The 23,911-nt window shown below is 37.1% G+C and carries 19 protein-coding genes; 4 read left to right on the top strand and 15 right to left on the bottom strand.

Annotated elements, in window-relative coordinates; translation table 11 throughout:
• Positions 1 to 164 precede the first annotated feature (164 nt).
• From J5J05_RS09350 to J5J05_RS09330, 5 genes are all read right to left on the bottom strand, one after another.
• A complete protein-coding gene (locus J5J05_RS09350; protein ID WP_208560419.1) occupies positions 165 to 923 on the bottom strand; it encodes a TrmH family RNA methyltransferase in 759 nt (252 codons plus the stop codon).
• A gap of 140 nt (positions 924 to 1,063) precedes the next feature.
• A complete protein-coding gene (locus J5J05_RS09345; protein WP_208560418.1) occupies positions 1,064 to 2,512 on the bottom strand; it encodes a peptidoglycan DD-metalloendopeptidase family protein in 1,449 nt (482 codons plus the stop codon).
• 348 nt (positions 2,513 to 2,860) lie between these two features.
• Positions 2,861 to 3,685 (bottom strand): carbohydrate ABC transporter permease, encoded by an 825-nt coding sequence (locus J5J05_RS09340; RefSeq protein ID WP_208560417.1) that lies wholly within the window; start codon positions 3,683 to 3,685, stop codon positions 2,861 to 2,863.
• Positions 3,685 to 4,533 (bottom strand): carbohydrate ABC transporter permease, encoded by an 849-nt coding sequence (locus J5J05_RS09335; protein WP_244244697.1) that lies wholly within the window; start codon positions 4,531 to 4,533, stop codon positions 3,685 to 3,687. Before J5J05_RS09335 ends, J5J05_RS09340 begins: the two co-directional genes overlap by 1 nt.
• 22 nt (positions 4,534 to 4,555) lie before the next feature.
• Positions 4,556 to 5,866: an ABC transporter substrate-binding protein gene (locus J5J05_RS09330; RefSeq protein ID WP_208560415.1), complete on the bottom strand. Its 1,311-nt coding sequence runs from the start codon at positions 5,864 to 5,866 to the stop codon at positions 4,556 to 4,558.
• Positions 5,867 to 6,369: 503 nt separating this feature from the next.
• Between J5J05_RS09330 and J5J05_RS09325 the strand changes: the two genes are divergently transcribed.
• Together J5J05_RS09325 and J5J05_RS09320 are read left to right on the top strand one after the other, a co-directional pair.
• Entirely contained in the window at positions 6,370 to 7,134 is a 765-nt protein-coding gene (locus J5J05_RS09325) for a GNAT family N-acetyltransferase (protein ID WP_208560414.1), read from the top strand.
• Positions 7,135 to 7,137: 3 nt separating this feature from the next.
• Positions 7,138 to 8,181 carry a GNAT family N-acetyltransferase gene (locus J5J05_RS09320; RefSeq protein WP_208560413.1) on the top strand — a complete coding sequence of 348 codons (1,044 nt, stop codon included), beginning with the start codon at positions 7,138 to 7,140 and terminating at the stop codon, positions 8,179 to 8,181.
• Positions 8,182 to 8,243: 62 nt separating this feature from the next.
• On the opposite strand, the gene J5J05_RS09315 is transcribed toward J5J05_RS09320, so the two are convergent.
• Entirely contained in the window at positions 8,244 to 9,941 is a 1,698-nt protein-coding gene (locus tag J5J05_RS09315) for a M3 family oligoendopeptidase (RefSeq protein WP_208560412.1), read from the bottom strand.
• 250 nt (positions 9,942 to 10,191) lie between these two features.
• Here J5J05_RS09315 and J5J05_RS09310 point away from each other — a divergent pair, with 250 nt between their 5' ends.
• Both J5J05_RS09310 and rpoN read left to right on the top strand, forming a co-directional pair.
• Positions 10,192 to 11,655 (top strand): PTS transporter subunit EIIC, encoded by a 1,464-nt coding sequence (locus J5J05_RS09310; RefSeq protein WP_208560411.1) that lies wholly within the window; start codon positions 10,192 to 10,194, stop codon positions 11,653 to 11,655.
• 156 nt (positions 11,656 to 11,811) lie between these two features.
• Positions 11,812 to 13,095, top strand: coding sequence for an RNA polymerase factor sigma-54 (gene rpoN / locus J5J05_RS09305; RefSeq protein WP_208560410.1), 1,284 nt, complete (start codon positions 11,812 to 11,814; stop codon positions 13,093 to 13,095).
• Positions 13,096 to 13,148: 53 nt separating this feature from the next.
• Here the strand turns inward: rpoN and J5J05_RS09300 are convergent, their stop codons facing one another.
• The 9 genes from J5J05_RS09300 to J5J05_RS09260 all read right to left on the bottom strand — a co-directional run bounded on the left by J5J05_RS09300 (position 13,149) and on the right by J5J05_RS09260 (position 23,898).
• On the bottom strand, positions 13,149 to 14,102 hold the full coding sequence (locus tag J5J05_RS09300) for a PTS system mannose/fructose/sorbose family transporter subunit IID (RefSeq protein ID WP_208560409.1): 954 nt from the start codon (positions 14,100 to 14,102) through the stop codon (positions 13,149 to 13,151).
• Between the two features lie 19 nt (positions 14,103 to 14,121).
• Positions 14,122 to 14,919 carry a PTS mannose/fructose/sorbose transporter subunit IIC gene (locus tag J5J05_RS09295; protein ID WP_208560408.1) on the bottom strand — a complete coding sequence of 266 codons (798 nt, stop codon included), beginning with the start codon at positions 14,917 to 14,919 and terminating at the stop codon, positions 14,122 to 14,124.
• A gap of 23 nt (positions 14,920 to 14,942) precedes the next feature.
• A complete protein-coding gene (locus tag J5J05_RS09290; RefSeq protein ID WP_208560407.1) occupies positions 14,943 to 15,923 on the bottom strand; it encodes a mannose/fructose/sorbose PTS transporter subunit IIB in 981 nt (326 codons plus the stop codon).
• Between the two features lie 168 nt (positions 15,924 to 16,091).
• Complete coding sequence (locus tag J5J05_RS09285; protein ID WP_208560438.1) at positions 16,092 to 16,577, bottom strand: mannose/fructose/sorbose PTS transporter subunit IIB; 486 nt, start codon at positions 16,575 to 16,577, stop codon at positions 16,092 to 16,094.
• A 258-nt stretch (positions 16,578 to 16,835) separates the two neighbouring features.
• On the bottom strand, positions 16,836 to 19,691 hold the full coding sequence (locus tag J5J05_RS09280) for a sigma-54-dependent transcriptional regulator (protein WP_208560406.1): 2,856 nt from the start codon (positions 19,689 to 19,691) through the stop codon (positions 16,836 to 16,838).
• A gap of 661 nt (positions 19,692 to 20,352) precedes the next feature.
• Positions 20,353 to 21,762 carry a cryptochrome/photolyase family protein gene (locus tag J5J05_RS09275; protein WP_208560405.1) on the bottom strand — a complete coding sequence of 470 codons (1,410 nt, stop codon included), beginning with the start codon at positions 21,760 to 21,762 and terminating at the stop codon, positions 20,353 to 20,355.
• Between the two features lie 185 nt (positions 21,763 to 21,947).
• Positions 21,948 to 22,412, bottom strand: a complete 465-nt coding sequence (locus J5J05_RS09270; protein WP_208560404.1) for a glutathione peroxidase — start codon at positions 22,410 to 22,412, stop codon at positions 21,948 to 21,950.
• A gap of 51 nt (positions 22,413 to 22,463) precedes the next feature.
• Positions 22,464 to 23,327 (bottom strand): VOC family protein, encoded by an 864-nt coding sequence (locus tag J5J05_RS09265; RefSeq protein ID WP_208560403.1) that lies wholly within the window; start codon positions 23,325 to 23,327, stop codon positions 22,464 to 22,466.
• A 70-nt stretch (positions 23,328 to 23,397) separates the two neighbouring features.
• Positions 23,398 to 23,898 carry a glycosyl-4,4'-diaponeurosporenoate acyltransferase CrtO family protein gene (locus tag J5J05_RS09260; protein ID WP_208560402.1) on the bottom strand — a complete coding sequence of 167 codons (501 nt, stop codon included), beginning with the start codon at positions 23,896 to 23,898 and terminating at the stop codon, positions 23,398 to 23,400.
• Positions 23,899 to 23,911: the final 13 nt, after the last annotated feature.

The following is a 23,911-nucleotide window of genomic DNA, read 5'->3' as shown; positions in this document are numbered from 1 at the left end:
AAGTTACCCTCAAAGTTTGATCAGCGTCTTCTTACTTACGCTGTTTTCAGCTTATGTTCCATATTTTACTCCTAAACAATCCCAATTAAAAGGTTTTACACCTTTAAAAAGAGCTTAAAACTTAAAATAACGAAAATTGTCAAATTTCCGTTATAATTGGTTGTTTATTGATAGAGAGAAAACATCAAAATACTACCCGCAATAGCAACATTTAGCGATTCAGCTTGCCCTTTAATGGGAATATAAAGATTTTTGTCTGTCAGCTCTAATAACGCCGCTCTTACACCGGCACCTTCGTTACCAACGATTAACCCAAAGGGTTGATGTTGCTTTTCTCCAAGATAACTGACAGCTCGCTCATCTAGAGCCGTACCATATACACTGTACTCAGCGGTCTGGAAGTGATTGATCCATTCTTCAATTATCCCAGTGTACATTGCTATATGAAAGTGACTACCTTGTGTAGACCTCAGCGTTTTTGGATTATAGAGATCTGCGGAACCTTCTCCTAGCACGACGCCACCAAAACCTGCAGCATCTGCCGAACGAATCAAAGTACCCACATTTCCTGGATCTTGAACACCATCTAAAAATAAGTAGGGTTTATCGATTACTATTCGAGCTTCTTCAGGGATACCCACTACTGCAAAAACACCTTGAGTCGTTCCAGTCTCTGATAAAGCCATAGCAACATTTTCAGATACTTCAAAATACTCATTTGTTTCGATTTGTTTCATCCATTCAGTCAATTCAACATGATCGCTGATAATCAAACACTCAATGGACGCACCCGATTTGAATGCTTCTTCTATCAAGTGATGACCCTCTATAATGTACTGTTTTGCTTTCGTTCTACCCTTTTTTGTCAATAATTTTTTCCATTGTTTAACTTTTGTATTTTTTGTTGATTCAATTTTTTCCATTATTTTATCCTCTCACTCACTGATAATTTCAGTTTACCATAATTTAAGACTAGCATGACCGCCTATTTCAATTGGCTGTTATTCAAAAAAAGCGTGGACTACTTTGGTAGTCACACGCTTTTGCTCACTATTGAATGAAATTATCCACCAATATAAGATTTAGGATCCACTAATTGTCCACCAACTGTGATTTCAAAGTGTAAATGAACACCCGTTGAGCCACCTGTCGAACCCATCACACCAATCTGTTGCCCTTGTGATACGTTTTGACCAGGAGCTACTTTTAAGCCAGCAAGCATATGTGCATAAAGTGAAGTTGTTCCATCACCGTGATCGATTTTCACGTAGTAACCGTAGCTACTATTGAATGCAGCCGTCACAACTTTACCTGATTTTGCTGCAACGATCGGTCCGCCTCCAGCAATATCGATCCCTCTGTGAAGCTTGCGTTGACCGCTGATTGGATGGATACGATAACCGAATGGAGAAGAAATTCGTCCACTAGCTGGTCTAGTCCAACCACCGTTTGTACTTGGTGCAGCCGGAGCTGGTGCACTTGGTTTTGAAGGCGCTGGCGTGCTTGCTTTATTAGAAGATGAAGTTTGAACTTGATCTGCTTGATTTTGTTCAGCTTCTGCTCGAGCTGCAGCTCTTTGACTTGCCGCATTTTCTTCTGCAGCTTTATCAGCAGCGGCTTGTTCAGAAGCTACTCGTTCTGCTTCAGCTAGTTGGTATGCTTCTTCTTCTTCTCTCTGACGTTTTTCTTCTGCAAGACGCTCTTCTTCTTGAATTCTTCTTTGTTCTTCTATAATCCGCGCTTGTTCTTCTTGCATTTCAGCACTTAACGTACTTGTACGTTGAGCTACTTGTGATTGTTCTGATACAAAAGAAGCCTTTTCTTCTTCTGTCATATCGAAGCGTTCTGCTACTTGGATAATTTTATCATCAAGTTCTACTCGCTGTGCTATTAGATTATTTTGATCAACTTCTAATTGCGCTTTGACTGTTTGCACTTGTTCTTGTTCTTCTTTAATTGAAGCTTCGGCAGATTCTAAAGCTTCTTGATCATCGATTTGAGCTTGCATAATCGTTTTGTTAGCAGAAACGATTTGAGAGACCATTCCGATACGGCCAATTAAATCTGAGAAGTCCTCAGCTGAAACAACCATATCGATAATATCTGAAGCATTACCTTCTGTCTGAACAGATCTTGCTTGATTTTCTAACTGTTCATTTCTTTGTTCGATTTGCTTTTCTAATTTTTCAATATTAGCTTGCAGTTTTTCGATTTCTTTTTCAATTCGTTCAATTTCTTTTTCTTGTTCATCAATATTGATGACTAATTCATCAATGTTTTTTTGAAGACCACTGACTTCTTCTTCTAATCGTGTACGTTCTTCTTGGAGATTTCCCATTTGCTCATCTTTTGATTGAATTTCTTGATCTAAAGAACTATTTTTTTCATTTAACTCACGTTGCTCTTTTTTTAATTCTTCCATACGTTCAGATGCAGCTACATGGGTAGGTGCGAAGGCTGGTAATGTTAAGCATGATGCAGCTACTACGGCAAACAATTTCTTTTTAATCATTTTAACGACTCCTGTAATTTTTTTTAGTATGTGACTTGGTCACGTCTTGCTCTCTTGATGTCTGAATCAATCGTATCATGTTTCTGGGATTTTTAAGATTTTATTCTTGTGACAAATAACTAGGTATTTTGTTATATAATTGTATTGTTTGTCGAAAATTTGAACAAGGACTTCTCTTAAAAAGCCCTTTATGTAAGGATATACAGGGTACATGTATCATTTCTTTTAGGATTAAATGAAAATATAACCGTGAACACTTTTTGACAGAATCTTCATAGACCTTAATAGATTGAAAGATAAAACAACACAATGCAAGTTTCTGCATTGTGTTGTTTGTTTGAGTATTTATTAAGATTTCGTCGCACCTTCCGTAACGCCTTCGACGATATATCTTTGAAGAAAGATATAAAGAATAATGATTGGGATGATCGCAAGCACTAATCCTGCGAGTGCAAGCTCCCACTGAACTGTATATTCACCAAAGAAATAATACATTCTCAATGGAATCGTACGCATGCCATCTTTATTAACAACCAGTGATGGTAACAAGAAATCATTCCAGAGCCTAATGGCATTCAAGATAATCACGGTTACTGTCGTTGGTTTCAATATCGGGAAGATCACTTGCCAGAATATTTGAATAGGATTTCCACCATCAAGATAGGCTGCTTCATCTAGCGATATAGAGATTGATCTCATCGCACCATAATAGAGGAAAATTGACATACTTGTTGCAAAGCCCCAATTCATAATGACAAGCCCAAATCTATTTAACAAGTCAACTTGTCCAAACATGCTGACTAGTGGAATCATGACAGACTGGAAAGGAATCAACATCGTCAGTGCGCACATAAAATAGATTATGTTACTAGTTTTACTTTTTTTTCTAGCTAACGCATAAGCAGCCATTGAAGAAAAAATAACAATGATAATGATGCTGACTGTTGTGATGAGCAAGGAATTAAAGAAACTACTGGCAAATTCCAAACTATCATAAGCTTTTGGATAATTTTCTGTAATGACATCTTTTGGAATCCATAATGTATTCGTGAAAATTTCAGATCTGTTTTTGAATGATCCAAAAAGAATAATCACAAATGGATAGATCCAAGTCAATGATAAAATTGTTCCCATTAATAATACAAGTGATTTATGTCTTTTTACTGAACTCATTATAGGTCAACCTCTTTTCTCCGTGTAATCATGATTTGAGTTAAGGAGATCGCAGCTATAAGGAGTAAGAACACGATTGCTTTAGACTGTGCGTATCCTTGTTGATACTGGTAAAACGCTGTGTTATAAATATTCATCGCAACCATCTCAGTTGATCCATAAGGCGCGCCATTTGTCAGAGCCAAGTTTACATCATATATTTTAAAAGCGTTCGCTAATGTTAAAAATAAACTGATCGTAAAGGCTGGTGCTAGCATCGGAAACTTGATACTCCAGAATGCTCTCCAGTTACTTGCGCCATCCATGTAACCAGCTTCAATGAGTTCTTTAGGGATATTGGCTAGAAACGAAATATAGATGATCATAATATAACCACTCATCTGCCATAAAAACACAATGATCATTCCCCAAAATCCCGTCGTTGAATCGGACAACCAAGCACTGAAAAAGCTGAATCCTGTAGCTGAAGCAATTCCTTCAAAAGCTCTGACAAAGATAAATTGCCAGATAAAACCTAGAATAATGCCGCCTATCAAGTTAGGCATAAAGAATATCGTTCTGAATAGTGTACTAAATTTTCCGAGTTTTTGTGTTACCAAAAGTGCTAATCCAAGTCCAATCGCATTGACGAGGATAACAGCAACAAATGAGAACCTTAGTGTAAACCATAAACTATTTAAAAATTGTCTATCTTTTAATAAATCAATATAATTACCAAGACCAACGAAGGTAGCCTCGTACCCATCTGAATTGGTTAATGATGTTCCAATCCCAAGTAAAAGTGGAATTAAAATAATGATTGATACTGCTAATACTGATGGTAAAATAAACAACCAGTAATAGGCCATATTATGCTTCCCTTGCATTTAATCACCGCATTTCTTTAAAAGCTTCCGCTGTATTATTTTCAAAATCTTCCCATGATTGTTCACCTGTCAGATATTTCTGATATTCTGGATAAAGAACTTGCTGAAACCATCCGTCAGGGTATTGTTTATGTGTCATAGCACCCGTCTCTCCATCAAGAAGTGCTTGATAAAGTTCACTGGATACTGGATCTTTAATATCGCTTGGTTCATAACCTTCTTGAGCTGGTACGAAAGCTAAGTCTCCAACAATCATTTCTCTACCTTCGTCGGATAAATACATCCAATCTAAAAAGTTTTTAGATTCTTCTACAACAGCTTCATCTAAATTTTTATTTATTCCTACATAAAACGGTGCACCAGCAATAATTTTACCTTCTGTATCATTTTCTCCATAAACTGGAAGCAATCCAAGTTTCTCTTTTGCAAATGCTGGATCAATATCATTCAATGTCGGTACGATCCAAATCCCTTGATGCACCATAGCTACTTTATCATTAACAAACATTTCTTCAACCGAACGACTATAGTCTACCGTTAAAATTGGTTGAACATTATGTTCATTGAAAAGATCGGTATATTTTTTCATTTGATCGCCGTAGGTCCAATCCAATTCAGTCGCTTCATAAGATTCGATGATACTGTCATTAAATTCTGGACTCGTGAAATTGGCTGAGAACTGATTGACAATATAATTTTCCCCACCACTAAATCCAAATACAGCTTCTAATCCTAAAGCTTCTTTTTGACTTTCTAAAGTATCTACTGCTTCAGCAAAATCGTCGTAGGATTTAATCGCTTCTGGGTCAATACCCGCTTCTTCAAAAATCTCACGATTATACATCCATCCAAAACCTTCAATATTTAAAGGAACACCTAGTGGAACATCATCAATCGTCCCCCCTTCTAACATACCGTCAATAATCGTGTCGGAAACCTCAAGGTCTGTTACATCGAGTAGTGAATCGCTATAACGTTCAACCTCTGGTAGCCCCCCCAACATCATCATCGCTGGTTCTTCCCCAGAAGAAAAGCGTGCTTGTAAAGCAGCTGATCCTTCTCCACTACCGACAGTTGTGATGGTTACTTCTGTATTCCCATCAGATTGTTCTTCATACATCGCTGCTAGTTCTTCAAGTTGTGCAGTTATTTCTGGTTTTTGATTAAAAAAATCAATGGTAACTACGCCACCTTCAACTCCACTATCTGAATCAGTAGGTGCTGAGCTTGATTCTGATCCACCTGTTCCACATCCCGCTAATAATGTAGGGACTGTTAGTAACGAAAGCCACAAGATTGATGATCTTATTTTCATTCTATTTCACTCCTTAGAATAAATTTGTAAAATATTATCATAAATATGCAATTATGTATATTTAATCTGATAATCATTTTTTCTTTTTTAATTCTAACATAATGAACTGTAAAAGTAGTACTAGATAGACTCGGTAAGTCCGACATAACAACCAAAATATTTGAAAATGCTTATAGAATAAAGGCTTTTCATAACTGTCATGAAAGTTTTCCATCATTTATTTCAATAGCATAACCATCATTTGTTTAATACATCTTATGAAAAGCTCGCTTATCAGCTATAAACCGACCCAAATATTCGATTGAATAAGAATGTAATTAGATTACATACGTTATATAAATGGTTATTTAAGCATATAAGTTCATGAATATACAACTTTTACTTAATCTCTTTATGAAAAGATAGAATTCACGTATACTGTAACTTGTTCTATCCTTATTTAGTCGGCTGATAACGTTAAACAAAGGATAAACGTCTACTTTATTCAAGAAAGGGTGATGGTTTTGTTTACTTTCGACCATATTAACCACTATAGTCATTTAATTGATGAAAATGAATTTTTCAAACAGTACTTCAATCCTTTACTTCCTGGCCGGTATAACTCAAATTTCTTCTTACTCTCTTATCAGCCTTCTCTAGCAGAATTTGAGCTCATTGAAGAAATGCAATTGACTTTTCACGAAGATGAAGGACTTCAGCATCTAAAATTCTTCTGGCCACAAGATAAAGGATTCACACCTGAAATCGTTAGCTATTTCGAGCAAGAAGGCTATGAAATCGAAATGCTAGAGCTACTTGAAATTGATCCACGTGATTTCAAGGGAAGTCCTGTCTCTTCTATAGAAGTCATCACTATCGATCAAACAACGTTAGATGATTTCAAGCGATTAAATTATCCTCAGGACTTGAACTATGGCACAGCATTCGCAGAAACGAAGCAGCAATTATTTGATATGGTGCTGGATGATCAAAATAGCCATCTACTACTTGCTTATATCGATGGCGTACCTGCGGGTTCTTTGATTGCCATTGTCGGTTCTAAACATATAGAAATTGATGATTTATTCGTTAAAGAGTCCTTTAGACATCAAGGCGTCGCTACGAAACTTCAATCAGCAGTCATGCAATTAGCGATCCAACAGGAAAAGCACGTCATTCTTGTGGCTGACGGTGATGACACACCTAAAAATATGTATTTAAAGCAAGGATATCAACAATCTGGATATCAGCTTGCCGCGCAAAAACGTTTGGACAATCAGGAGGCATAGCTGGTGAATAAAGAGATTAGACAATTAAATAAATCGGACTTGGCTCAGTACAAGTCGATGCAAACAGGACTTGAAGAAGATTATATGCTTCCAATATTTCCTAGTTTAACTGATGGTGAAAATAGGTTGTATGGATTATTTGTTGACGGACAATTAGTCAGCACCGCCGGTTACAGCGTATTTTCTCATCACTTTGTCATGCTAGGGCGTTTAAGAAGCGATAAACGCTACCGTGGACAAAATCATGCGACCACTATTCTTGATTACACCAAGCAACAAGCTTTACAGGTTCCAAATGTAGAATTTGTCGGTGCTAATACTGAAAAACATAACAAACCTGCACAAAAGGTACTCAGCAAAATTGGGCTTCCTCATGTGGTGACACTCTATGGTGCAAAAGCGGTAGATCTCTCCTCTTTTCTATCAGAAGAAGCTGAAGAGTGGTATCTCTTAAGCGACCTGGGCCGTAAACGAGAATGGTTAAAACGGACGTACCTAAACGAAACATTTCCAAAGAAAGTCTTCCCTTTTGAAGCATACTATCCTTTCCCAATATCAGAAAATCTGTTTACTGATGCTTTATTAACAAAATGGTCGTTTTATGAAAACAAAGACCAAACACGCTTTGTTATCTTAACCGAAGAAGATAAAGGCGACCATTATTTACACGTGATCTATCCATGGCGTGACTTTATTGAACAGCCTAATTTATGGAAGACGATTGACTCTTTTTTTGAAGCGGTCAAGGAGACACTACCTGATACCGTTATATGGATGGATTTTACCAATGAGGAAGCAGCTTTTCTGCCGGCAACACATCCATTTGAACTATCCTCACCTTGGATGTTACATGGTATAAGCTCAGAAGCTACGAATGAATCCATTGACACTGCAAGTGTCGAATCTAAATTATCCGAAGCTTATCGCTCAATCGATGATTTAGAAGAAGAGTTAGCAGCACTTCATACTGAACTGGATCAAAAGTTGAATAAAACAACTACTCTTGAGGAAACCTTATCTCATATCGATTCGGATTTAGAAAAGTAAGAAAAGCGTAGAACGATTTCCCTTTTTTGGAAAACGTTCTACGCTTTTTATGTTTACTTATACTAAAGTGCTTTATCGTCTACTTGATCTAATACTACTTCAATCGCTTGAATCACGTCACTCAAAGAGCCTTCTTCAAATGGTGAACGCAAATTTGCTGTGTTGACGATTTCTAAAAAGCTTTGCGTTCCCCCTACTTTACAAATTGCCATATAGTCATCCCAAGCGGTATCATCTTGATCGATCAATGCTCGTTTCCAGAACTGTAATGCACAAATTTGTGCTAACGTGTAATCGATATAGTAGAAAGGCGATTCAAAAATATGACCTTGACGGTACCAGAAAGTTCCCTTATCCAAGAAGTCACTCTCTGAAAAATCACGTTCAGGTAAATACATTTTTTCAAGTTTTCGCCAAACTGCTTTTCTTTCTTCAATCGTGAATTCAGGATTCTCATATACTTCATGTTGGAAGTGATCCACGAGGACACCATAAGGTAAGAAACGAAGCGCACTACTTAAATGATCAAATTTGTATTTTTCAGTTTGCTCTTTAAAGAACAGTTCCATCCATGGGTAAGTAAAGAATTCCATACTCATTGAATGAATTTCGCAACTTTCATAGGTAGGAAAAACAATTTCAGGTTGTTTAATCCAACGTGATTCAAAAACCTGTAACGCATGCCCTGCTTCGTGTGTCAATACATCAATATCGGCAGAAGTACCGTTAAAGTTAGCAAAGATAAATGGTGAGGCATAATCCGGAATATACGTACAGTAGCCTCCGCCTGCTTTACCTTCTTTTGATAGCAAATCGACTAGTTCTTTATCAAACATAAAGTTAATAAAAGCCCCTGTTTCCTCTGATAATTCATGATACATTTTCTTACCCTGTTCAATAATATATTCCGGATCCCCTTGTGGAACAGGATTTCCACTTAAAAATTGAAGCGGTGTATCATAATGTTTCATTTCCGCGATACCGATGCGGTCTGCTTGTCGTTCAGATAACTTAGTCGTTACTGGTACAACATAATCAAGCACTTGTTTACGGTAAACTTCTACCATTTCACGATCGTAATCGTATCGTTTCATTCTAACGTAGGATAAAGCGACAAAGTCTTTAAACCCTAATTTTTTCGCGATTTGATCTCTTACTTTGACAAGCTGATCGTAAATGTCATCAAAGGTTTTTTCGTTTTCTTCGAAAAATCCCCACTGTGCATCAGAAGCCGTTTTACGAGTCGAGCGATTTGTATCTTGGAGATACGGTCCAAATTGAGAGAGATTCAGTTGCTTACCATCATAGGCAATATCTGCTGAAGCAATCAGTTTTTGATAATCACTACTCAACTGATTTTCTTTTTGCAGCAAGGCAATCACAGATGAATCAAAAGCGTCCAATTCAAACTGCATATTTTGAATAAATGTCTTAGGAAAATGTTCTTTGATTGCTTCATAATAAGAAGAATCAATGACAGCTTTATAAAATGCTGTATCTATTTCTTGGAAAAGCGGTGACTGCTCATTCCAGTACTTGTCTTCTTTTTCATAATAGTCATCTTTTGTGTTAATAGAATAGCGAATGGATGCAATATTCATCATTGTTTCGATTGAAGACATCTGTGCTGACATTTTCTCTATTGCTTCAATTACCTGCTCTACGGTCTCAGCTTCTTGAATAGTACGAATAATTTTCTGAGCATTCATTTTATAAGATTCAAAATTTGGACGCTCATATTGATATTCATTAAACTTCAAAGTTTTCTCCCCCAACAATCCTTTTTTATTAAAGATAGTATAGCATAGTCCTATTCGTTTCACACTGAAGATTCTAACCTTCAACCCCTACTTCACTTTAGAAAGTATCGTTAAAAGCTTATATCGTTTCGAAATTTTATTTCATTAAACATATATAAAAATGAAATAATTTTCATTGATTTTATTGTCAAATCTGATACGATTGTATTGTAGAGGTAATACATACAATTAACATAAGGAGGAGATACACATGGCAAAACACGATGAGAAGAAAATCGCTACTGAAATATACGAGCAAATTGGTGGCATGCAAAACGTCAATACACTGATCAACTGTATGACACGTGTCCGTATCGACATCAAAGACTATGCTAAAGTCGATGATGAGAAAGTCAAACAAATAAATGGTGTTCTCGGAACAGTGGAAGAGGATACTTATCAGATCATACTTGGACCTGGTCTTGCAGCAAAGGTCGCTAACGAAATGGGTGAAATGGCTAATCTATCTGTAGGTGAAGAATCTACTCCCTCTGAAGATCAAGCTTTATTTTCAAAAGATACACAGAATTTGGATCAATTAGCTGCCGAAAATAAAGCGGCTCAAAAAGGAAAACACAATCCTCAATCTCTCTTCAAAAAAATATTACGAACCATTGCGAGTATTTTCATTCCACTAATTCCTGCTTTTGTGGGTGCAGGGATTATCGGCGGTATTGCATCGGTCTTTTCAAATATGTTAGAAGCAGAAACCATTTCAGGCAATCATTGGGAATACCTTGTTTTAGTGGCTGGAATTATCCAAAGAGGACTTTTTGCTTATTTAAATATTTATGTCGGAATCAATGCAGCTAAAGTATTTAAAGGTACAGAAGGATTAGGCGGTATCATTGGTGGAGTTGTTTATTTAACTGGCGTAACCCCTGAGCTTCCATTACCAAATATCTTTACCGGTGAACCGCTAATAGCCAATCAGGGTGGGATTATCGGTGTTATTTTGGCAGTTTGGCTAATGTCCTTGCTCGAAAGACAACTACGTAAAGTCATCCCAAATTCGATCGATATTATCGTAACACCAACCATTTCCTTATTGATCATTGGGTTGGCGACTATTTTCTTAATCATGCCATTGGCTGGATTTGTTTCTATTAATCTTGTTGGTATGATCAATTGGATATTAGGTGTCGGAGGTGCTTTTGCAGGATTTGTTCTTGGGTCTCTCTTTTTACCAATGGTTATGTTTGGACTACATCAAGTCCTTACGCCTATTCATGTAACAATGATCGAACAAACAGGTTCGACTCAATTACTACCTATTCTTGCGATGGCGGGTGCTGGGCAAGTAGGTGCAGCACTTGCTTTACTTGTCAGAGCACGTAAAAACAAACAGCTTGTTACCATGATTAAAGGCGCTTTACCGGTTGGTATTCTTGGTATTGGTGAACCGTTGATTTATGCCGTAACCTTACCACTTGGTAAACCCTTTATCACTGCTTGTATTGGTGGCGGAATCGGTGGTGCTGTCATTGGTTTATTTGGCGGTGTTGGAGCCAGTGCGATTGGACCTAGTGGTGTTGCCCTAATTCCGTTGATCGTCAATAACTTATGGTGGGTTTATGTACTCGGTCTACTAGCAGCTTATACTGGCGGCTTCATTGCTACCTACTTCTTTGGCGTTCCAAAAGAAGCTATGGAACCATCTGTCGTTTCGCTATAATCAATTTTGTAAATGCACTGTTTCTATTTAGAAACAGTGCATTTTTGCTGTACTCGTTTCTAAGAGTCTTTGTTTTCTATTCGCTCTTTTGTGGTAAACTAGAGTGACGTATTAAAAATAAGATCGTGAACAGACACCTAAAAAGGAGTGAGCAAAATGGACTTGAATCAACATCTGAATCTTTCTCAACGACAGCAACTCAGTCCAGTTCTACTACAAAGAATACAAATGCTCAGTTTTAATCAGGAGGACTTACTTTCTTTTTTGAATAAAACAGCATTAGAAAATCCTTTTATAGAAGTTAACATACCCTATACTTCATCACATTCTATATCTGGTGAACAAGATATGAGTTGGATTCCAGATAACAAAACCTCTTTAAGAGATTATTTAATTGAACAAGTTTTACTGACCTATAGAGATACTTTGATTCGAGAAATGATTTTTTGGTGGATCAATCAGCTTGATCAAAAAGGTTATGTAAAGCAATCGCTCGAAGGCGCCATTGCCGAAACAAAAGTTGATGAGACTTTATTACTTGACGCACTTGTCTTGCTTCAACAACTTGAACCGGCTGGTATTGCAGCAAGATCACTTCAAGAGTCACTGATGTTACAGACAGAACGAGACGAAAATGCCCCCGAGACCGCTTATATCATTTTGGAAGAATCCTTTGAAGCATTAGTAGACCGAAAATGGCAATCAATTGCTGAGCAGTATAGAATATCGTTGCAAGACGTTCAGACTGTGTTCGATTATATTAAGCGCTTGGATCCTGCTCCCGGAGAGAGATTCCAGACTAGTCTGGACATGACGATTCGCCCAGATTTGATCGTTCAAATTGAAAATGAGCAGTTGATCGTTCAAGAAGCTAAACTAAATACACCTCTCTTATCATTTGATCAAGCGTATGTTACGGAGCTATCTCAGACCAAAGATGAGGAAGTCACTGCATATGTTAAAGAAAAAAAGCAAGAATATGATGCCCTTCAAACTAGCCTTCAGCAGCGCAATCAAACGATTCTCCGTGTCGGCACAGCCATTGTAAACAAGCAAAAAGATTTTTTCTTTGATCAGACACGCCCACTAAAACCATTGCAGTTAAAGGAGTTAGCTGAGAACCTTGATCTTCATGAATCGACGATCAGTCGTACTGTTAATGGGAAATTTATTCAGACAGCTACTGGAACATATGAATTCAAATTCTTCTTGTCTAGAAGTTTATCGAATGAGAACGAAGAGACTTTATCTACACATTCTGTACAACAAAAACTAAAAAAACTTGTTGATCAAGAAAACAAAGCAAAACCACTATCTGATCAAAAGATCGTTGATTTACTGGCTCAAGATAACATCCACATCTCTAGAAGAGCCGTCACAAAATATCGTAAACAGCTCAATATCCCAGCTTCATCTAAACGAAAACGATTTGATTCATAAAAAAATACGACCCTTCTTCAAAACGAAGAAGGGTCGTATTTTTATTTTTATGATTATTGTCCGAAGATTCCTAAAACGAAACCAATAATACCGACAACGAATAATCCGAAGATAATAGTGATTGGGCTAACTTTTCTACGAAGTAACCACACACAACCTAGTGTTAATAGTAACGGTGCAATACCAGGAAGCAATTGATCTAAAGTATCTTGAAGTGTTGTTACGTCCACTGGAGAAGTACTTAATCCTCCACGAACTTTTTCTGCGAAATCTCTTAAAACGTCCCCAGAAACTTCACCATTATTGAAGCGATCAGCCAATTCACCAAAATTGATAACATCATTAGGATCTAATTCAACTTCACTTAGTACTAACGGGAAGTTCATTGTAGTCCATCTAGGAACAAGAATCCCCATGATGAACATACCAAGAACTGAAGCACCTTGGGTCAATTTCTGCATCAAGCCACCACTCAAGTTTTGAGTAATGTTACCACCTTGTACATAACCTAATTCTTGTGTGTACCAAATGAATCCCATACGCAATAAGTTCCAAACCAAGAAGAAAATGATTGGCCCTAACCAGTTACCACCAAGAGCTAATGAAGCTGCAAAGGCACCAAGTACTGGACGAATCGTAGCCCAGAAAATAGGATCTCCAACACCAGCTAGAGGGCCCATCATACCGATTTTAACCCCTTGAATCGCAGCGTTATCGATGTCTCTACCCGCCGCTTTTTCTTCTTCCAACGTTAAGGTTACTCCTAAAATTGGTGAAGACAAGTAAGGGTGAGTATTGAAGAACTCTAAGTGACGTTTTAAAGCCAGTGCTCTATCTTCTTTTGAAGAATATAATTTTTTCAGTGCTGGAATCATCGCATATGCCCAACCAACGTTTTGCATACGTTCAAAGTTCCAAGAAGCTTGAAGGAATTGACTTCTCCATGCTACGTGCATACGATCTTTTTTCGTTAATTTATATTTACTTTTTTCAATATTATCTGCCATAATTTTCAACGCTCCTTTTCTAGTAGTCGTTCAAGATATCGTCTAGAGGATCTCCACCGCCGGAATTTCCTCCGCCTCCGCTACCTTGATTGAATTCAGGAGCGAATTGGATATAAAGTAATGCTAATACAGTTCCGATAATACCCATTGCAATTAAGTTTAACTCTGAAATTGCAGAAAGTGCAAAACCTAGTGCGAAGAAAATCCATACTTTAGGCGTTGCCATCATGTTGATAACCATTGCGTAACCTACGGCAACGATAAATCCACCACCGACTGCCATACCACCTGTTAACCATTCTGGAATGTTACCTAATGCGGTAGTTACTAATTCAGCTGGAACAGCTAAAATCAATCCTGCTGGAATTGCAATACGCAAACCTTGTAAGACTAAAGCTCCTAAGTGAAGCAATTCTACATTTCTAAACGATCCTTCTCTAGCCTGTCCATCAGCAGCATGCGCAATGGCTACAGTAGCTGTACGTACGAAGATTGTTAAAACTTGACCAGCGATTGCTAATGGAATTGCTAAAGCAATACCTTCAGAAACACTTGCGCCACGCATTGTTACTAAAATAGCTGAAGCGATTGATGCTAGTGCAGCATCTGGTGCTACGGCTGCTCCAATGTTCATCCAAGCTAAAGCAATAAACTGTAATGAACCTCCTAATAAAAGACCAGCACCGGGTTGACCAGTTGCTAATCCAATCAATGTACAAGCAATGATTGGTTGATGAAATTGGAATTCATCTAGAATACCTTCTACACCGGCAATAAATGCAATTAATAATACTAATACTATAGATATAATACCCATAATGATTCTTACCTCCTTATATTTTAAACCGTTCTAGTCATTTTAGACTTTTTGAGTAAATCCCACATGTTTTTACGTTGATCAGCTGGTACTTTACGTACATCAAACTTGATGCCGTGTTCTTTCAATTTTTCGAAAGCATCTACATCTTTTTGATCGACTGAAAGTACATTATTGATCATGACTTTACCTTCAGAGTGAGCCATAGATCCTACGTTCACTTCTTCAAGTTCTACGCCACCTTCAACAGCTCTAACAACATCTGTTGGGTTTTCAAACAATAATAATGCTTTTGTTTTACCGAATCTTGGGTCTTTAAAGACTTCAACCATCTTATCAACAGGTATAACATTCGCTTTTACTCCGGGTGGTGCAGCTTGAGTGATTAAAGATTTTCTCAGATCATCTTGTGCTACATCATCAGAAACAACGATGATACGTGTTGGATTAACATCTTTTGACCAAGCTGTTGCTACTTGTCCGTGTAACAGACGAGAGTCGATACGTGCAAGACCAATCTTAATTTTTCCATCACCGACAACTGTTCCTTCTGGTAAAGGCTGATTCGGTTCGCTACTTGTTGCTGCAGCAGTTGATGAAGCAGGTTGTAATTCTTCTGGTCTCACTTTAACGCTATCTTGTGCTACACCAATGATTGCTGATGCGATTTCGTGTGCTGATTCCATTGAGAATCTAGATGTATAAGCTTCGATAACCATTGGCAAGTTCATGCCGGCAACGATTGCCCACTTATCTTTATTGGCTTCAAACAAAGTGTTGGCTTGATTGAAAGGTGTGCCTCCCCATAAATCAACGATGAACAAAATTTCATCTGTATCAAATGAAGCAATTGCTTTTTCCATTTTTTTCCGAATATCGTCTGGTCCTTCACTCGGCATCAATGTAACAGCTGCTACATTTTCTTGTTCTCCGATGATCATTGATCCAGATTGCAATATTCCTTCTGCAAACTCTCCATGGCTTGCTAGGATTATTCCTACCATTGAGTTCCCTCCTACCTATAGCGATTGGTAGATACGCTATATTATTTTTAGTTTCTTTGATTGAGCCTTTTAAAAATCAACCAATTCCACTTTTATATTTTGAACACGGTTCATACACTATAATGCTGTCTTCTCAAGTACTTACTACATTTGGATAATGGCGCAAGCTTATTCTACTTTTTTGAGAATTTCAATTAAACTCTGCTTTCGATCACTTGGCACTTTTCTAATCTCTAGTTCAACACCCTGAAGACTCAGAAATTTAAAGGCCTCGATATCTTGATCATCAACAGAAATAAAATTCGTAATCATTTTTTTGCCTTGTGAAAATTTCATGCCGCCGATATTCACTGTTTCTAAATTGATACCGGCCTCAACCACTTCTGCTACATCTGTCGGGTTCGTAAATAAGAGCATGACTTTTACATTGTCTAATAATGTATGATCCGACACTTCGATGAGCTTACTGACTGTCATTACATTTGTTTTCACTTCTGGCGGAGCGGCTTGCATGAGTAAGAATTTTCTTAACTCACTACTTGCTACTTCATCGCTAACGACAAGTATTCTACTGATTCCCGTTATCCTCGTCCAAGTCGTTGCAACTTGTCCATGTACCAACCGATCGTCGATTCGGGCTAATTTGATATCCATCATACGTGATTACCCTCCATTATGATCTGATGGCATCCTCCTTTCGAAAGTCACTGAGAATGGAATGAAGTTCGCAACCTGTTTCGCTCGAGCGGCCACTTTTCCTATCCATTGACTGATTATCTGTGCTCACTATACTATAAGCAAGAAGCGTGCCAACTTTTTCGGCGTAAAAAAGCCCATTTAACAGCATTTTTGACAATACACTAAAAAAGACACACTACCGATACTGCTCGTTAGTGTGTCTTAGTGTTCTTCTTATTCTTCAAATAATGAATCAATTTGTTGGTCTTTCATATCATTTTGAGTACTTTCCAAGTAATGATATAAGTAAAAGTACTCACTATGGTCAATGGTGATATTTAGTTGCTGCTCTAATCTATGAACAATCACACGAACTTTTTGATATTTAGGATGTTCTTCGATAGCATCTGCATCCTTTTCAATCGTTAGTGCATCATTCAGTACTGCACGCTCAACAATCCCTGATAAGTGCATAATCAAATTGATATGGAAAGCATAATGGTCTTTCTCTTTGTTCGATAAAGCATAAAAATCTTGTGCAAACGTCCAAAGAGGTTCAATCACCTTAGCGGGATTGATAAACGTAAAACTTTCTTCTATAAAATTCTGACATAATTTCTTAGCACTTTGTTCGTCTAATTCTGGCTTAGCCTGTAATGCCTCATTATTCGTAAAAATATCTTTCAAGATTTGTTCGACGTCTCGTTCGATAAATTGTTCTAATGGAATAAAGGGTGCATCCATTTTCGGATTCAGTATACCTGTAGTTGCTACAACGGTGTATTCTTTCTTCAATTGTTCTCGTTTTTCTTTTAACTCCGCTACTGAGCAAGCAACCACGGACAAGTCAATCTCCATTTGTTGGTCAATGGCTTGTTCTACTAACTCTTTGATTTTTCTAGCCGTGCCTTCTCCACTTGCACAAACAGCTAAAATAATTTGCGGTTTTGAATCAATATAATTGAATGCGACCGGAGGTGATTGAACTGTATCCACATAACCCCTAAACTTTTTCAGCGAATCATATAAAGTAGTCAAGTCCGTATCAACAAGGGACGCTTTTCTAACAGCTTCTAAAACCACTGCCGTCGAGACCATATCGATGGTTTTAACTAACACGCCTGTCTCTTCTGTTAATTTCTCTCCAAAAGTAAATAATGATCCCATATCAACAAGCAGTAAAACACCATTTCCCTCATCAATATCGATCACGGCCTGCTTGACCCGTTCATAGGCAGTTTGTGGAGGCATATCTAGTGGCATATCAATCGCTTTAAGTTTCTCGATATCCAATAATTCTTCAACTACATTTGTCATACTACTAGCTGTAGAATGACCATGGGTAGCGACGATCACACCGACTTTCCCTTTAGCTTGCTCGTCTTTCAATGATACAAGCAACACCGTCAAGTAGTAAACTTCATTCTCTGGTATAGAGACATTTAATTCATTTGAAATAATTTCTCTGATTTCTGTAGCTACTTCGTATTCTTCCGGAAAGTCGATCGCCATTTCTTTTATATTATGGTTGATGTTTCGTTCTTCTCCTAAATAAATCTTCTTAAGAAATGAACTAATATGCAGACTCATCGCATAAATAAAATTTTGTTGAAATTCTGGACCAAGACGATCTCTGACTAAGTCATAAAGCATTCGTGTTAATTGAATCACTTCTACATTGACGAACTCTGCTAATTTAGATTCGGTATTGAATGAAAATCCATGATTGCGATAGTAAGATTTTAAATGCACGTTGATATCAGTCGATATATAATGGTTGATTGACTCTTGGTCTAAGCCTTCTGCTTTTAATAAAGCAGCTTTATCTCCAATAATGTCATAGAGATTGTAAGGCAATTCATAGGCATCTGCTTTCATTTTAACAAAGGACTCGTTTGGAGAAACAATAATTTCTGGTTCCAGATATTTAGATAATTCCGTATGTCCTTTTCTATCTGAAGACAATTGAATCAATCCAGATTTGATACCATCTGGTAAATCGATAACAGTTAAATTCACTTCATCTTTGTGCATCTGATGCATAAAACCTCTAGCACAAACTAGTTGAATATTCGACTTCAATTGTCCCACGTTTCCATAACCCACACTAGTAATCAACGCTTTAACCACGTCTTCTGTTAGACTGATTCGTCGTTGGATTCTATTCGCTTCAATCCCTGTCATCAGTTTAACAAGATCAATTTGTTCATTTGCTGGTCGTTGTTTAAATGAAGGTAAATGAATGTTGATTGGGATTCGTCTCATAAATGTATCTAATAATGTCGACCCAGGATCCTCTGTTGTTGCGCCAACAATTCGTACTTCCGCATCTCTTGTTTTACCGGTTTCACCCATACGGCTATACGTACCGTGATCCATAAAGTAGAAAATCATTTCCTGACCTTCTGGCGGTAATCTGTGAATCTCATCTAAAAAAAGCATACTTCCATCAGCTTGTTGAATCAATCCCTCTTTATCTGTTATCGCACCCGTGAAGGCCCCTTTCGAATAGCCAAATAAGTGACTCATCAATAACTCCGGATTATGTGCGTAATCTGCACAGTTGAAAACTACTAATTCTTTATCGGCATCTACCATACCATTCGACTGAGCAAAACGAAACATGGCATGCGCAAAAAACGTTTTTCCAGATCCGGTTGGCCCTGTAATCAGTGTGTTTAATCCTTTAGGGGGATATAATACGGCTGCTTTCGCTTGCTCAACAGCATTTTTCATACTGCCTGTTGCCCCAATCGTTGTTTGGAAAATATCTTCATCTGAAGAAAAATCAAAACTACGGACTCCGGTATCTGTTATTTTATCAGTTTCCTTGTAACTAGAAACATGTTTGGATAACGGTTTGTGTCTCATCAATCGAATATCGATGTATTTCACTGGTCTACCTTCGATTTTGTATAATTTCCCTTCACGTACGAGTGCGTTCAAATCTTTAGATACATTACTTCTCAATATATCTAAGTCATCAGAAAGCTCTTTAGTTGTGATGCCTTCTTTCATTTCTAATTCTTTTTTAGTGTATCCTTTTGTTCTAGATACAACGTAATCAAGTATACGATCTTTTCTTTTCATCGTTACGCTCCTTCCAAGGTGCGGTTATTCGAACGAAACTCCCCAGATAGTATACACCACAACACACAAAAATAAAACACACTAACCGAGATAAAGCACAATTATTGTGCTTTATCTCGGTTAGTGTGTCGTTTTCATGACATATGGCTCCCAACACTCTTATAAGAGCATTTTCAAATAATATGAAGATACACTAAGTAAAAAGAGTGCAGAGAGAAAAAGGGGCCACACCCTTTTTCTCTACTGTCACCCGGTAAGGGATACCCGTCATTAATTATACTGTCGCAGAGGATTCAACGACCGTACGTGTAGTAGTTGCTAACCAGGCACTAGGTTCGCTATATTGAACACTGCCTTGCTTAGCGATTCTGTAAATAAAAGGGAAGAAGGAGAGAATGCAAGATAGGATATTTCTTCCCTATTTTCTTTACAAATTCAACTATAAACTAAGTATGTGAAATAGTCAACAATATTTGTGAATAAAATTCAATCTTTTCATATTTATGAATGACTATTCTTTTATAATTGCATCTTTAGTAGAACTTGATGCTGTCGTTTTTTCACATAGAGGGGTTTTCTAATATGATGAAAATCGGTAACTATACAAAGTGAACGCGTTAATCATAAAAAAAAGAAACGCATTTAGCGTTTCTTTTTTTAATTAATGCTTGATATCTTTACTTTCTTCATAAACAGAAATCGCACGCTTTCTCGCATATGAGTGGTTGACGATTGGGTGCGGATAGTCTTCACCGATGATAACACCGACTTCTTTTTGTTCTTCTTGACTCATTTTTTCAGGTGCATGAATGTATTTATTTTTAACAGCTTTCAATTCCGGAACAAATTCTCGAATAAAATCACCGGATTTATCATATTTTTCAGACTGAGTTGTGGGGTTAAAAATTCTAAAGTATGGCACTGCATCTGTTCCAGTTGAAGCCGCCCATTGCCATCCACCGATGTTATTGGAAGGATCGTAGTCAGTCAGCATCTGCTGGAAATATTGTTCACCTTTTCGCCAGTCAATCAGTAAATCTTTCGTCAAGAAAGAAGCAACGATCATTCTTAATCGATTATGCATCCATCCGAGTGTATTCAATTGACGCATCGCTGCATCGACGATTGGGTAACCCGTTTTTCCTTGTGTCCATTTTTCAAATTGTTCTTCGTCATTATCCCATTGAATATGTGCAAACTGTTCTTTGATCGGTTTGTCTTTTTGCTCAGGGTTCGCTGCGTATACCATATGATAAAAGTCTCTCCAACCTAATTCCTTTAAGAAGGTTTGTTGGCTTTCATTGCTTGTCTCAGCCTTAACAGCAGCCCATACTGTTCGAATCCCAATTTCTCCTGTACGCAAATGTTGAGAAAGTCTACTGGTTTTGTCTTGATTAGGAAAATCTCTACCAATTTTATAATCATCTAGTCTTTCTTCAATAAAGATTTTCAACTGTTCTTTAGCAGCTTCGGTACCAGGATTATAATCAATATTCAATTGTGCATCTTCTACTAGCTTCTCTAGTTTTTGCTCGTTTTCTTCAAATAGTTTTTCTTTTACAACTTTCTGTGAATCAATCTCTACTTTTATCGGTGTTGGCTTGTCTAATTCAATCCATTTATTGTAGTAAGGTGTAAATACCTTGTAGAGATCTCCAGCATTATTTTGGATTTCATAAGCCCCATGAAGATAATGGTCTAAGTATGAATGTACTTGAATTTGGTTATCTTTAAAAAAGGCTCTCATTTCGTCATCTCTTTTTTTACCATAGCCTTTTTCATCTTGATTAAAGTAAATGGCAGACCAATCTGATACAGTTTCTTTTAACTGTTCAAAACTTTCTTTGACATCGCCAAACAGAATTTGCAGGTGCATCCCTTCTTCTTCAATCACTTTTTTTAAATGGAGAACACTTGTAAAAAAAGCTGCGTGGTTCATACTATTATTTAAAAATTGTTCTGGATTAACTTGAAACAATAAAATTAATTTTTCAGACTTTTCAAATGCTTGCGATAGTGCTATATTATCTTCTATTCTTAAATCTCTTCTAAACCACATTACGGATGTCATATCATTTCCCCTTACGCTTTATATAAAAATTATGTCATATTCTCTTAAGAGATACAACGATAAGATCTCATTCGTTATCTAACCACTCTAAACCTATAGTGAAACATAAAAGACCTATCTTATTTTCTGGCAGTTAAAAACCGACAGTATATAAGATAGGTCTTGTTGTGATAGATTATTAAACGTTAAATGATTGTAACAAGATCTTCGATCACTTTTGCAGGTTTTGTCGTAGGCGCATAGCGGTTAACGACTTCTCCATTTTGATCTACCAAAAACTTCGTGTAGTTCCATTTAATCATTTTGTTTCCTGTTTCTTCTTTTAAGTATTTGAAAAGTGGATGTGCTTCTCCAACATTGACCTTTACTTTTTCAAACATAGGAAAGGAAACATTATAATTTAATTGACAAAATTCTGCGATTTCGCCACTATCTAATGGTTCTTGGTTCATAAACTGATTACAAGGAAATCCAAGTACAACGAATCCTTTATCTTTGTAGTCTTGGTAAATTTCTTCTAGGTCTTTCAATTGAGAAGCTAATCCACATTGGCTGGCTGTGTTCACGATTAACATCGGTTTACCAATGTAATCTGATAATTGAACGTCCTCACCATTTAAATCCTTAACCGTGTAATCTGCTACAGTCATCTTCTTTTCAATCCTCTCTCGTTTTTATTCTGTTGAAAGATACAGATACTGTTACCCGATAGATTTGAATTGGATAGTAATACCATTGGGGTCTAATATAGACAAACTCACATTAGTATCTTCTAATATAGTTATACCACAATTCTGGATAGTTTGTTTTAATTTCAATAGAGATTCTGTCGAAGGTAGCAAGATAGAGAACGATTCCAAACCAGCATCTTTTTCTGTTAACGCAGGTAAGTTATTTCCCATCCAGATATTTGTTCCAATATGATGATGGTAACCACCCGCAGAAAAGAATCTTGCCTGATCTCCAAATTGATCTGTTAAGTCAAATCCTATCTTCTGGTAAAATGATTGTGTATCCTCAAGATTTCTAACCGATAAGTGGACATGTCCAACGGTTGTTGACGCTGGAAAGGTTTCAATTGTACTTTCAGGATCTCGGCTAGCTAATACACCATCTGCATCCATTTCGATTGTGATTCCAGCAATACGACCATCTTCTCTTATATCCCAGTCACTTCTTGGTTTATCACGATAAATCTCAATGCCATTACCTTCAGGGTCTTGCAAGTAGATCGCTTCACTGTATCCATGATCCGATGCACCATCAATTGGTATTTTTTTAACTAGTAATCGATAGAGTGTGTCACCTAAATCTTTTCTCGTCGGTAATAAAAATGCTGTATGAAATAGTCCCGCAGCTTTTCGTTCTAATGGTTGTTGAATTTTATGAAGTTCCAATAAAGGCATTTCATTTCCGCTGACGCCCAGTGATGCTTTTTCTGTCGTTAAACTAAATAAAACTAAGCCTATTGCTTGATAATAGTTTGCTAATTTTTCTACATCTCTTACTTTAAGTACAACTGTTCCAATGCTAGAAGCCGCATCCAATTTAAACCGTTCATTCATATATAGTCTCCTTACTTACTTTTAATAAGTTATCTAATATCATCATACACTTATCTTTTGTAAGATTCCACTATTTTTTTCTATTTTCTATTCTCTGTTTCAATATTTGAATTCTCTCTAGTCGTGGTCGATTATATCTTTGGATAATAATAAAAGGAACGTTAACAATCACTGCATAGATAATATTCAACCAGGCAGCACCTAGAGGATTCCAAAAAAAGAATAAGGGTGCTGGCAGTAAAATAAGCCAATGCGTTAGTTCGGCTCTTTTTGTTTCTAATATAAATCGATCATAATCAACCTCACTGATTGATTGAAGATGCTTTTTTTTATATCCTAGCCCGATTAAAGAAGCACCGTCAGGAAGTTTGTCTTTCCAATTTTTAACAGCGGTATAACTTTCCCAAAATTGTCCCTCTTTTTCCCATTTGCGAGTAGCGAAAAGCTTTTTCAAGTATTCATTTCGCTCAAAAAAGTGATTCGGTGCTTTAAGAAGGATAAGCGACATGCCTAAGTGAATCACGAACCAGACAACGACGTTGATGACGATCAGTGTTACTACTTGAATCATAATTTCCTCCTTA

The organism is Marinilactibacillus kalidii, from assembly GCF_017599325.1.
Taxonomy (GTDB): Bacteria; Bacillota; Bacilli; order Lactobacillales; family Carnobacteriaceae_A; genus Marinilactibacillus; species Marinilactibacillus kalidii.
Note: the sequence above shows the minus strand (reverse complement) of the source record. Positions and strands in the feature narration are given on the sequence as shown.